This is a genomic window from Novacetimonas hansenii JCM 7643 (genome assembly GCF_000964405.1).
Classification (GTDB): domain Bacteria; phylum Pseudomonadota; class Alphaproteobacteria; order Acetobacterales; family Acetobacteraceae; genus Novacetimonas; species Novacetimonas hansenii.
The window spans coordinates 1-12,732 of sequence record NZ_BANE01000063.1 but is presented as its reverse complement, the minus strand read 5'-3'; the positions used below and the strand labels follow the sequence as shown (position 1 = coordinate 12,732).

10 protein-coding genes are annotated in these 12,732 nt (G+C 60.6%); 1 reads left to right on the top strand and 9 read right to left on the bottom strand.

Annotation, left to right across the window (positions count from 1 at the left end; translation table 11 throughout):
• Positions 1-2: 2 nt before the first annotated feature.
• From clpB to miaA, 7 genes are all read right to left on the bottom strand, one after another.
• On the bottom strand, positions 3-2,606 hold the full coding sequence (gene clpB, locus B7G66_RS05190) for an ATP-dependent chaperone ClpB (RefSeq protein ID WP_048858889.1): 2,604 nt from the start codon (positions 2,604-2,606) through the stop codon (positions 3-5).
• A gap of 880 nt (positions 2,607-3,486) precedes the next feature.
• Positions 3,487-4,563 carry an aldo/keto reductase gene (locus B7G66_RS05185; RefSeq protein WP_040511139.1) on the bottom strand — a complete coding sequence of 359 codons (1,077 nt, stop codon included), beginning with the start codon at positions 4,561-4,563 and terminating at the stop codon, positions 3,487-3,489.
• Positions 4,564-4,741: 178 nt separating this feature from the next.
• Entirely contained in the window at positions 4,742-5,434 is a 693-nt protein-coding gene (locus tag B7G66_RS05180) for a fumarylacetoacetate hydrolase family protein (protein WP_003616473.1), read from the bottom strand.
• A 276-nt stretch (positions 5,435-5,710) separates the two neighbouring features.
• Positions 5,711-6,730, bottom strand: coding sequence for a ketol-acid reductoisomerase (gene ilvC / locus B7G66_RS05175; protein ID WP_003616475.1), 1,020 nt, complete (start codon positions 6,728-6,730; stop codon positions 5,711-5,713).
• A 56-nt stretch (positions 6,731-6,786) separates the two neighbouring features.
• Complete coding sequence (gene ilvN / locus B7G66_RS05170) at positions 6,787-7,302, bottom strand: acetolactate synthase small subunit (protein ID WP_003616478.1); 516 nt, start codon at positions 7,300-7,302, stop codon at positions 6,787-6,789.
• Between the two features lie 99 nt (positions 7,303-7,401).
• A complete protein-coding gene (ilvB, locus tag B7G66_RS05165; RefSeq protein ID WP_003616482.1) occupies positions 7,402-9,234 on the bottom strand; it encodes a biosynthetic-type acetolactate synthase large subunit in 1,833 nt (610 codons plus the stop codon).
• 5 nt (positions 9,235-9,239) lie between these two features.
• Positions 9,240-10,304 carry a tRNA (adenosine(37)-N6)-dimethylallyltransferase MiaA gene (miaA, locus tag B7G66_RS05160; protein WP_003616485.1) on the bottom strand — a complete coding sequence of 355 codons (1,065 nt, stop codon included), beginning with the start codon at positions 10,302-10,304 and terminating at the stop codon, positions 9,240-9,242.
• Positions 10,305-10,334: 30 nt separating this feature from the next.
• Here miaA and serB point away from each other — a divergent pair, with 30 nt between their 5' ends.
• Positions 10,335-11,243, top strand: a complete 909-nt coding sequence (serB, locus tag B7G66_RS05155; RefSeq protein ID WP_040511144.1) for a phosphoserine phosphatase SerB — start codon at positions 10,335-10,337, stop codon at positions 11,241-11,243.
• 353 nt (positions 11,244-11,596) lie between these two features.
• Here the strand turns inward: serB and B7G66_RS05150 are convergent, their stop codons facing one another.
• Both B7G66_RS05150 and B7G66_RS18375 read right to left on the bottom strand, forming a co-directional pair.
• Positions 11,597-12,544, bottom strand: a complete 948-nt coding sequence (locus B7G66_RS05150; protein WP_040511146.1) for a cation diffusion facilitator family transporter — start codon at positions 12,542-12,544, stop codon at positions 11,597-11,599.
• Positions 12,514-12,732, bottom strand: a 219-nt coding sequence (locus B7G66_RS18375; RefSeq protein ID WP_206778186.1) for a hypothetical protein, incomplete at its 5' end; no start/stop codon positions are given. The genes B7G66_RS05150 and B7G66_RS18375, both read right to left, overlap by 31 nt.

Here is a 12,732-nt window from a genome sequence, read left to right as displayed (position 1 = left end):
CCTCACTCACCATCAACCGCATGCCCGTCAATCGTCAGGTGATCAGAAACAGATGACACCTTCACGGTTTCACCATCATGGATGTCACCGGCCAGCAGCATCCCCGCCATCGGGTTCTGCAGGCTACGCTGGATCACGCGTTTGAGCGGACGCGCGCCATAGATCGGGTCGTATCCAGCATCCGCCAGCCATGTCTCACCCGCCTTATCGAGATCCAGCGTGATATTACGATCCGCCAGCAGCTTACGCAGTCGCCCGATCTGGATTTCGACGATCTTGCCCATATCCGCCTTCTGCAGGCGGGCGAACAGGATGATTTCATCCAGGCGGTTCAGGAATTCCGGCCGGAAATGCTCACGCACCACCTTCATGACCTCGGGCCGTACGGTATCGACGGACTGCCCATCGGGCAGGTGCGCCAGAACATCAGAGCCAAGGTTGCTGGTCAACACGATAAGGGTATTGCGGAAGTCCACGGTCCGCCCCTGCCCATCCGTCAGCCGCCCATCATCAAGCACCTGCAACAGGATGTTAAAGACGTCCTCGTGCGCCTTTTCGACTTCATCGAACAGGATGACCTGATACGGCCTGCGACGCACGGCCTCTGTCAGGACGCCACCCTCTTCATACCCGACATAACCGGGCGGTGCGCCAACCAGACGCGATACGGCGTGCTTCTCCATGAACTCGCTCATGTCGATGCGCAGCAACGCCTTCTCGTCATCGAACAGGAAGCGGGCCAGCGCCTTGCACAATTCGGTCTTGCCAACGCCCGTCGGACCAAGGAACAGGAACGACCCGATGGGGCGATTAGGATCCTGCAGACCGGCACGGGCGCGACGCACGGCATCAGATACCGCCTTGAGCGCAGGTTCCTGCCCGACCACGCTGTTACGCAGTTCATCTTCCATACGCAGCAGCTTTGCGCGTTCGCCTTCGAGCATGCGTTCCACCGGCACACCGGTCCAGCGCGAGACCACGGCGGCGATACCCTGATCGGTCACGGTGTCGCTGACCATACCTGCGCCCTTGCTGGCCTGATCGGCTTCTTCCTGTGCCTGTGCGATCTGCGCCTGAAGCGCGGGCAGACGGCTGTACATCAGTTCCGAAGCACGCCCCAGATCGCCCCGACGCTGTGCGACCTCGATATCGGAACGCACCTGATCAAGTTCTTCCTGCAGCTTCTGCACCGCGTTGACGCGATCCTTTTCCGCATGCCAGGCGGCGGTCAGGGCATCGGATTTTTCCTGCAGGCCCGACAGTTCGGCTTCAAGCTTGACCAGCCGCTCCTTACTGGCAGCGTCGTCTTCCTTACGGATGGCCTCGCGCTCGATCTTGAGCTGGATCAGACGACGGTCGAGTTCGTCGAGCTCTTCGGGCTTGCTGTCGATTTCCATACGCAGGCGACTTGCGGCCTCATCCACAAGGTCGATGGCCTTGTCCGGCAAGAACCGGTCGGTGATGTAACGGTTCGACAATGTCGCCGCCGCAACCAGCGCCCCATCGGAAATACGGATGCCGTGATGGAGTTCGTATTTCTCCTTGATCCCGCGCAGGATGGAAATCGTATCGGCCACTGTTGGCTCACCCACATAAACCGGCTGGAAGCGGCGGGCGAGGGCGGCATCCTTTTCGATATACTTGCGGTACTCATCCAGGGTCGTCGCACCAATGCAATGCAGCACGCCGCGGGCCAGTTCAGGCTTGATCAGGTTGGAAGCATCCATCGCCCCGTCCGAGCGCCCCGCACCGACAAGGGTATGCATCTCGTCGATGAACAGGATGATCTGTCCCTCGGCGGTCTCGATCTCCTTCAGGACGGCCTTGAGGCGTTCCTCGAACTCCCCGCGATATTTCGCCCCGGCCACCAGCGCGCCCATATCAAGCGACAGCAGCTTTTTGTTCTTCAGTGCCTCTGGCACGTCACCATTGACGATACGCAGCGCCAGCCCCTCGACGATCGCGGTCTTGCCCACGCCGGGTTCACCGATCAGGACGGGATTGTTCTTGCTGCGGCGCGCCAGCACCTGAATGGCACGGCGTATTTCCTCGTCACGGCCGATGACGGGATCAAGCTTGCCCTGCAAGGCGATCTCGGTCACGTCACGGGCGTATTTCTTCAACGCATCGAAACTGGCTTCGGCGTTTTCACTGGTCACGGTGCGTCCCTTGCGGATGGTTGCGATGGCCTTGTCCAGAGCCTGCGGCGTGGCACCACCGGCCCGCAGCGCCTGACCGGCAGGCGTTTCGGATGCCGCAATGGCGGCAAGCAGGCGATCCTGCGCCACATATTCGTCCCCGGCCTTCTGCGCGGCCTGTTCGGCGGCATCAAGCAGGCGCACGAGATCTGGCGTAGCACTTGGCTGTCCCGCGCCACCGCCCTGCACCTTCGGCAGCTTGGCAAGCGCCGTGTCCACGGCAGCGGCGATGGCCGGCGGCTGTCCCCCGGCGGCGCGGATCAGCGCGGATGCGGCCCCCTGATCATCATCAAGCAGCGCCTTGAGCAAATGCTCAGGCGTAAGCTGCTGATTATATTCCCGCATGGCAATAGTCTGCGCAGCCTGAAGGAAGCCGCGCGAACGTTCCGTAAATTTCTCGATATTCATAAAATCCCCCGTCCCTATATCCTCAGGCGACAAAATCAGGTCCGCTGCTGCCGTCCCATAAAGAGAGGCAACGGCACAGCGGCTGGTTTCACAATTGGGTATGGATGCATGTTATTACAAGATGACACTCCCATGTTTCCATGCCCCTCTTTCAATCCTGCGCAGCATCGGCCACATCCATCATCCCAGTATGATCACTGATTGGTGAGATGCTACTTAATCTGCATCAAGGCTGGCGTGACTTCTTCTCCGGGCGGCCATTCGCACAACGCGTATCCTGCGATCAAGGTTGTGATCATGATTAAGGCTGCCCCCATCGACAGGCATTCGATGTCCTGAACAGGCCACAAATTCTTTATGAGCCGCAGATTTTCAGGAATAGAGGCAAACCATCGGCTTGATATAACTGCCCCTGATCCTTCTGCTCCAGCACGTGGGCCAAGGTCATTGGGTCTGGGTAATACAGTTCTTTCGCCATGAATTATAAAACGGATGATACGTAAATTACGCCAGATTACGACACCCATTGCAGAATAATAATATATTTAATTCCTGAATTTCATCAAGAATACTTCCGATGAATATGAGACCCCATAATCATGACGCCTGATCCCCGGACCGGCAGAACATGTGATAAAGACAATACGGACAAGGTTTTCATGCCACGAGAGAGAATAATTCCCAGATTTCGGAAAATCCTTGCCATTGAATGAAACGATCCGTCATTCAGATAACAGTGCCAGCCGAGCCTACGAATATACGGGCCTGTTGATTAATGCCGTGATCTGCGGGGAAGGCGCCATACTGCCCCCACAAAACATTATCCCCCAAACGCCCCCTGCCCTTTCATCGAAATGGCAGGGGGAACAGCATGTGGGACTCAGGCCTTTCCGTCTTTCGCGCGTTCCGCGATCGTGGGGGCCAGCAGCAGCAGGTCGGCAGGCGACAGGCGGTCGGATGCGGTGCTGGCCTGATGCCAGTATGGATACAGCACCGGCGGCGCGCTGGCCTTGTCCAGACGTGCCATCTCCTCGGCGCTCAGGCTCAGTTCGGCAGCCTTCAGATTATCGGCAAGCTGCGCATCCGTACGTGCCCCGATCACGACCGAGGTAATGGCAGGACGGTGCGCCACCCAGGCCAGCGCGACCTGCGCCGCCGAAACCCCGCGCTCCGCCGCGATGGCAACCAGCACTTCGACCACGTCATAAAGCTTTTCGATGTCATAGACAGGGGGCTCGCCCCATTTCTCGATCTGGCGGGTGCCGGTTGGCTGCGGTTTGCCACGTCGGTACTTGCCCGACAGCAGACCACCGGCCATCGGGCTCCAGACCTGCACACCAATCCCCTGATCCACCGCCACGGGCAGCAGTTCATATTCCGCCTCACGCGCCTGAAGGGAATAATAAATCTGTTGCGCCACCGGGGCGATCAGGCGATCGCGTTCCGCAGTACTCAGCGCCTTCATCAGGTGCCAGCCGGAAAAGTTCGAAACCCCCGCATAGCGGATCTTCCCGCTGCGCGTCAGGGTATCAAGCGCCTCCAGCGTTTCATCAAGCGGCGTCTGACCGTCCCACTCATGCAGGTAATACAGGTCGATATGGTCACGCCCCAACCGTTTCAGGCTGGCTTCACACGCGCTGATCAGGTGATAACGCGATGATCCCGCATCATTTGCCCCCGGCCCCATGGTGAAGCGGGCCTTTGAACTGACCAGCAGGTCAGACGAACGGCCCTTCAGCGCCGCGCCAAGGATTTCCTCTGACACACCAGCGGAGTAGATGTCGGCGGTGTCGAAGATATTGATCCCGGCATCCACGCACATGTCGATCTGGCGCTTTGCCCCGGCAAGGTCGGTATCCCCCGTCTTGGCAAAGTCTCCCTTGCCGCCAAAAGTCATCGTTCCCAACGTAAAGGTGGAAATGCGCAGGCCGGAGCGCCCAAGCTGACGATAATGCATGATCTGTCTCTCCCGTGCGGATGATATGAAAGGATGATGGCCCGTGCGTGACGGGTACGGACGGGTCAGGCGCGCCAGAGCGTTTCCACCGAAAACCGGTTCGGTGAAAATGCTCCGGTTGATGGTTTTTACGAGCATCTTCACCTGTTTGAATGCACGTATTCAAACAGGATCTGCTCTAGCTGCCATATGTGATATTGAGTTCCCCTACCCCCGCGCATACGGCGTGCAGGACATCACCGCGTCCCACCGGGCCGACGCCCGATGGCGTGCCGGTCATGATGAGATCGCCCGGCGCGAGGGCGACAAAACGGCTGAGGGCGGCAATGATTTCCGCCACCGACCAGATCATGTCCGACAGGTCCCCTACCTGCCGTTCCTCGCCATTCACACTCAGGCTGATGCGCCCCTTCGCCGGATGGCCGATTTCGGAAACCGGACGGATGGTGCCAATGGGACAGGACTGATCAAATCCCTTGGCCAACGCCCATGGACGCCCCGCCTTCTTCGCAACCGCCTGCAGGTCACGGCGTGTCATGTCCAGCCCCACGGCATAGCCATAGATATGGGACAGCGCCTTGTCCGCCGCGATATTTTCCCCATGCCGCCCGATGCATGCCACCAATTCGACCTCGTGGTGCAGGTCGGACGTCGCGACGGGAAAATCCAGCAGGCCGCCACCGGGCACCACCGCATCCCCCGACTTGGCAAAGAAAAATGGTTCCGTCCGTTCGGGATTCCCCCCCATTTCACGCGTATGGGCGGCATAGTTCTGTCCCACACACCAGATTCGGCGCACGGGAAAGAGCGCCTCCGTCATGCTGACACCAACCGTGGGCTGGGTGGGGGGAGGAATCACAAAATCCACCATTGGCAGATAACTCCGTCACAGTTGCAACCAGCCCATCACAGGCCATGCCCATGGTTGCATTGCACACCCCCGCCTGTCACGCCTGCAGAACGCACCGGGACAATACAATAAATTCATCGCCTCCCCCATGAGCCATACCCCATGTCCCATACCCCTGACCGTACCTGCCGAACCCGCAGCATGTGCCCCCAATGCAAAACGCCGCCCGGAAACCCGGACGGCGTTCGCGATGGACCATGGGAATGGCCCCGATAATGCAGTGACCTTGGCGCGCGATCAGTTGCGGCTTTTGTCCACCAGCTTGTTCTTGCCGATCCACGGCATCATGGCGCGCAGCTTCTCGCCCACTTTTTCGATCTGCATGTCGTTGTTACGCGCGCGCGTCGCCTTGAACCCAATGTTACCGGACTGATTTTCAAGGATGAAGTTACGCACGAACGTACCATCCTGAATATCGGTCAGGATCTTCTTCATCTCCGCCTTGGTATCCGGCGTGATGACGCGCGGGCCAGAGACATATTCACCATATTCGGCAGTGTTGGAGATGGAGTAATTCATGTTCGCGATGCCGCCCTCATAGATCAGGTCAACAATCAGCTTCGTTTCATGCAGGCACTCGAAATACGCCATTTCCGGCGCATAGCCCGCCTCCACCAGCGTTTCGAAACCGGCGCGGATCAGTTCCACCAGGCCACCACACAGCACGGCCTGTTCACCAAACAGGTCGGTTTCGACCTCTTCCTTGAACGTCGTCTCGATGATGCCCGCACGCCCACCGCCATTGGCAGAGGCATAGGACAGCGCGATTTCCAGCGCATTGCCTGACGCGTTCTGCGCCACGGCAACCAGCGACGGGACGCCGCCGCCCTTCTGGTATTCGGAACGCACGGTGTGGCCGGGGCCCTTGGGCGCGATCAGGAACACGTCAAGGTCAGGACGCGCCTCGATGATGCGGAAATGAATCGCAAGGCCATGCGCGAATGCCAGCGCGGCACCCTGCTTCATGTTCTTTTCCAGCGCGTCCTTATACAGCGCGCCCTGCCCTTCGTCGGGCGTCAGGACCATGACGACATCGGCCCATTTGGCCGCATCGGCGGGGGTCATCACCTTGAAACCGGCGGCCTCGGCCTTGGCGACGGCACTGGATTCGGGACGCAGGCCAATGACGATGTCCGAAACACCTGAGTCCTTCAGGTTGTTGGCATGGGCGTGACCCTGGCTGCCATAGCCGATGATGGCGACCTTCTTGCTCTTGATCAGGTTCACGTCGGCGTCGCGATCATAATACACGCGCATGGGAATACTCCTGTGTAGTAAACTGTTCGAAATGAAGGAAAAAACCGGGACCTGCGTTACAGCGTTTCCGGGCCCCGGCTGATCGCGACGACACCGGTACGCGATATTTCAGCCAGCCCCAAGGGACGCATGAGGTCAATAAACGAATTCAGCTTTTCCGGCGAGCCGGTCAGCTCGAACACAAAGGACGTGGCCGTCGTGTCAATGACGCGCGCACGGAACGCCTGGGCAATGCGCAGGGACTCGGCACGGGCCTCGGCGGTTGCGACAACCTTCACCAACGCCAGTTCACGCGCGACATGGGGGCCGCCCTCGCTCAGGTTCGCGACACGATAGACCGGGACCAGCCGCTCCAACTGTGCCTTGACCTGTGCGACGGCGTGGGGGGTGCCCGTCGTCACCACATTGATGCGCGACATGCGCCGCGTTTCATCCACCGGGGCGACGGTCAGGCTTTCGATATTGTAGCCGCGCCCCGAAAACAGGCCGAGCACACGGGCAAGCGCCCCGCTCTCGTTCTCGACCAGTATGGAAATGACCGCGGAGGTTTCAACCTCCTGCTGGGTGGTCATGATGTTGTTTCCTGCACTTTGGTTTCCGCCCCGCCACCAGGACCGGGTGCGGGACATGACAGACGGACCGGAACGGCGCAACCGCTCCATGGGGATGGATCAGACGAGCATCCGTCCCTCGGCGCTGACTTCCACCCCATCATCCTGATCGGGGCCAAGCAGCATCTGGTTATGCGCCGCCCCCGAAGGGATCATGGGATAGCAGTTCTCTTCCTGTGCAACGCGGATATCCGCGACGACCGGACCGGGATGGGCCAGCATGTCCGCGATGACGCCATCAAGTTCGCCCACGCATGTCGCCCGCAGGCCACGCCCATGGAAACTTTCGGCAAGGCGGACAAAATCCGGCAACGCCGCGCTATAGCTTTCGGAATAGCGCGATTCATGCAGCAGTTCCTGCCACTGCCGCACCATGCCCATATATTCGTTGTTCAGGATAAACAGCTTCACCGGCAGGCGGTACTGCGCGATCGTGCCAAGTTCCTGAATGTTCATCAGGGTGGATGCCTCCCCCGCGATATCGATCACCAGCGCGTCGGGATGGGCAACCTGCGCGCCCACGGCGGCAGGCAGGCCGTATCCCATCGTGCCCAGCCCCCCCGACGTCAGCCAGTGGTTGGGCCGGTCGAACTGAAAATGCTGCGCCGCCCACATCTGGTGCTGCCCCACCTCGGTAGAGACATAGGTGTCACGTCCGGTCTGGCGCGTCATTTCATACAGGCGGCTGATGGCATATTGCGGGCGGATGATGGCGGACGGGGTCATGTCCTGACGGAAGCCAAAGCTGTCACGACCGCGCCATTCACCGATCTGCGCCCACCATTGCGCGATATCGCCGGCCTGCGCCGCAGGGGTGGGGGTACGTTCCCATTCCTCGATCATCATTTCGATGATGCGACCCGCATCCCCCACGATACCAAGGTCAACCGGCACGATCTTGCCGATCTGCGCAGGGTCGATATCGGCATGGATCTTGAACGATCCCGGCGAAAACGCATCAAGGCGTCCTGTGACACGATCGTCAAAGCGCGACCCCAGCGCGACCAGCACGTCACAGTCATGGGTGGCAAGGTTCGCCTCGTACGAACCATGCATGCCCAGCATGCCAAGGAACTGCCGGTCCGTGGTGGGAAACCCGCCCAGCCCCATCAGGGTGGAGGTGCATGGGAAACCTGTCATCCGCACCAGGCGACCAAGCAGCTCCGCCGCCCTGGGGCCGGAATTGATGACGCCCCCACCGGTATAGAACAGGGGACGGCGCGCCGCCTTCATCGCGGCGACAGCCTGCGCCACGGCGGCACGTTCTGGCTCGAAACGGGGCCGGTATGACGGATGCAGGACGGGCGCCGGTTCGACATAGGGGGCGGGACCGACCATCAGGTTCTTTGGCAGGTCCACCAGAACCGGCCCCGGACGCCCGGTCCGCGCGATATGGAATGCCTCCTGCACGACAGGGGCGATATCCTGCGCCCTGCGCACGAGGTAGTTGAACTTGGTCGCCGGACGGGTGATGCCGGTAATGTCCGCTTCCTGAAAGGCATCGGTCCCGATCAGGGGCACACCGACCTGCCCGGTGAAACACACGACCGGAATCGAATCCAGCAGCGCATCCATCAGCCCGGTCACGGTATTCGTACCGCCCGGCCCGCTGGTGACGAGTACGACGCCCACCTTTCCGGTGGAACGGGCATATGCCTCCGCCGCGTGGACGGCGGCCTGTTCATGACGGACCAGGACATGGCGGATCGCATCCTGCCGGAACAGCGCGTCATAGATCGGCAGGACCGCCCCACCGGGATAGCCGAAGACGACCTCGACCCCCGCATCCTGAAGAACACGCAGCAGTACTTCCGCGCCGGACATGACGGTGGGGTCCACAGTCGTGGCGCGGGCGTCGGGCCGGATGGCGGTATGCTGCACTGTTGCGTTCATGTCCCTTACTCCTTCGCCCCGGTCCCGTCAGGAAGGACGGCACCCCCAGCGGGCGAAATGTGGGCCGGGTTTAAGCGAAAGCGGCCCCCGGCGTCAATGCAATTAATAACAAAAGAAATAATTTTCCGCTTATCTCTTTCCATTTGTTGCGCACCTGATGTGATTCTGCCGTCATGGAGACAGGTCCGTGCCTCCGCGGCGAGGGAATGGTGCGCAAACCATGTGGACTGGCGCTTGGTATATTGCGCCGTAACCTGCACCGCGCGAGTGATGGCGTCCTGGCGCGACATCTCCCCACGCAGCATGGCGGCAAGTTCGGGCACGCCATGCGCACGCATCGCAGGCAACGTGGGCGACAGGTCGCATGACAGCAGGGCGCGCACTTCCTCCACCGCACCATTTTCCATCATCGCCACGAACCGCGCGGCAATCGCCTGCCGCAACAGGTCACGCGGCGGCGACAGGCGCACGGAGACAAAACGCGCGGACAACGGCGGCAGTACCGATTCCGTGCGCCACCATGACAGGCCCCGCCCCGTCGCGCGCCAGACCTCCCACGCGCGCGCGATGCGCTGCGTATCACCGGGGCGCAGAGCGGACGCGGTTTCGGGATCGACCGCCATCAGGCGGGCATGGATCGCGGGGCCACCTTCGGCCAGCACGGCAGCCCGGGCTTCCGCCCGGATTTCGGGGGGCGGGTCAGGAATATCGGCCAGACCGTCGGTCAGGGCGCGGAAATACATCCCCGTCCCACCGCAGAAAACCGGGATACGCCCCGCCCGCCATGCCTCATCCGCCGCATGCAGGGCCTGTTCGCGCCACCATGCGACCGACCCCGCCTGTGCCGCGGGCAGCACGCCATACAGGCGATGCGGCAGCAATGCTTCCTCCGCCACCGTGGGGCGGGCCGTCAGGATGCGCAATTCGCGATAGACCTGCATCGAATCGGTATTGATGATGGTGCCGCCAATCACGCGCGCCAGCGCCAGCGCCAGCGCGGACTTGCCCGAACAGGTGGGGCCTGCCACGATCACGGCGGGACGCAGGCCCGTTTCGGTGCCTTGCGTCATGATCTCATCCCTGCCACATGCCCGGACATCATGGCTGAATCCTCCTCCTCCCCGACCCACGTCCTCGTCCTTGTCGCGCATCGCGACGCCACATCGCTCAGCACGGCGGACATTGCCACTGCACGCGACATGACCGGGGGGGGACCCCCCACCATCCTGTCGGCAGGCGAAGCGGTCGAGATCCCGTGCCCCGCGCCCGGCACGGGCGACATGCCGCATATTGCCCCCCTGCGCGAGGAATTTTCGCGCCGCGCCCTCGACGCCATCGTCGTTGCCGCCCATGGACGGCGCAAGGGACTGCTGGTTGCGGACATGGACAGCACCATCGTCGATTGCGAAACGCTGGATGACCTCGCACGGCATGCGGGTATCGGGGAACGCATTGCCGAGATCACGCGCCAGTCCATGAACGGGGAAATGGATTTTGAGGCCGCGTTGCGTGAACGCGTCGGGTTGCTGCGCGGCATGCCCGCCACTTTGCTGGAAGCGGCATGGAAGGACGTACGTCTCAATCCCGGTGCGCGGGAACTCGTGCGCACGATGAACAGGCATGGCGCACACACGGCGCTGGTATCGGGCGGGTTCACGTTCTTTACCTCCCGCGTGGCGGAAAAGTGCGGATTTGACGAACAGCACGCCAATACCCTGATGATCGAGGGCGACCACCTGACCGGCAAGGTCGTGCAGCCGATCCTTGGCCCCGACGCAAAGCTTGCGCACCTGCGCAGGCTGGCGCTGGCACATGGGCTGCATATTGGACAGGCGATGGCCGTGGGCGATGGGGCAAACGACCTTGCCATGCTGCGCGAAGCGGGGCTGGGCATCGCATTCCATGCCAAGCCTGCCGTGCGACAGGCGATCAGCAGCCAGGTCAACCATACCACGCTGCGTACTCTGCTATTCGCACAGGGATATGCGGCGGCGGACTTTGTTGGCTGATTATGGACCTTTCATGACAAGCCCCCGGCACCGTGCCGAACAGCACTGATATTTCCGGGCATCACCCTGGTTTGGAGATTGGTCGAAAATATCCCCATTGATAATGGCATGGCCGCAACCCACTGGATGTTGCCTCCTTTTTAACAGGCAACATCTTTCAAAGGTTTTTGGTGTTGCCTTTCGATCGAAAAAGGCAATGTCTTTCGAAGCTTTTTGGAAAAAGCTTCACCAAAAACTTTTATTATTTCAATGTCTTATCGGACTTATCTTTTCAAACAGTCTCTTGTGTATCCTTATTCAGGGGAAAGGGGCCTGCCCTGCCTTTTCAGGCGCACCAGCAGCTTTCACATGCATCACGGCGTGGTCGGGATGACGGCCGGCTGCTGGCTGCGGTTGTCCTGTGCCTCGATAAAGACGCGCGTGACCTCGGGATAGGTCTGCTTGATCTGGCGTTCAAGCTCGGACACCGTTGCCTCCACATCGCCTGCGGACAGGTCATTGTGGAAATCAATGCTGATGACCACCAGCACATCGCGCGGCCCGAAATGCATGGAACGGATTTCGTTCAGGCGGTCCACCCCACGCGCCGACAGCGCCATGCGACGCAGGGCCGCCAGAACTTCGGGCGCCACACCTTCGCCCGTCAGCAGCGACTGCGATTCGCGCGCCAGGAAAGCAGCCGTCACCGCAAGGATCAGCGCGATGATGATGGAGGACACACCATCCAGCACCGGCATATCCAGCGTTTCCGACAGCACATTGCCCACCAGCGCCACAAACAGGCCCGCCAGCGCGGCTGTATCCTCGAACAGGACGGTAAAGACGGTCGGGTCCTTGCTGCGCTGTACGGCTTCGACCCAGCCAAGACGGCCCTTGCCATGACGACGGAACGCACGCAGCGCCATGACCCAGACCGATCCTTCGAACAGGATGCTCAGCCCCAGCACGATATAATTGACCAGCACATGCGCCATTGGTTGCGGGTGAAGGATGTGGGTCACGCCCTCGAAGAACGAAATGCCAGCCCCCAGCCCGAAAATCAGCAGGGCAACGACAAAGGTCCAGAAATACAGTTCCAGCCCATAGCCGAACGGATGCGCAAGCGTGGCCGGACGCGCCGCGCGCCGCATTCCCACCAGCAGCAGCGCCTGGTTCCCGGTATCGATAAGGGAATGGATCGCCTCGCTCAGCATAGAGGAACTGCCGGTGATATAGGCCGCGACGCACTTGGTCGCCGCCACGAGAAGATTACCCCCCAGAGCCGCCAGAATCACGAGGCGGGAGGAAGAAGAATGCGCCATGACCATCCCATATAAAAAAGCTGGCATATCCTATCGCCTGCCCCAGCACATTGACAGGGCAGCACATCACGCCCGCCACCATGTGATCGCCCACACGCCACATCACGCAAAATGATAGGAATTTTCTGGTGAAGTCTTTTAGAAACTGTTTGAAAAGTCAGGATCGATAAAACTCTGAAATTATAAAG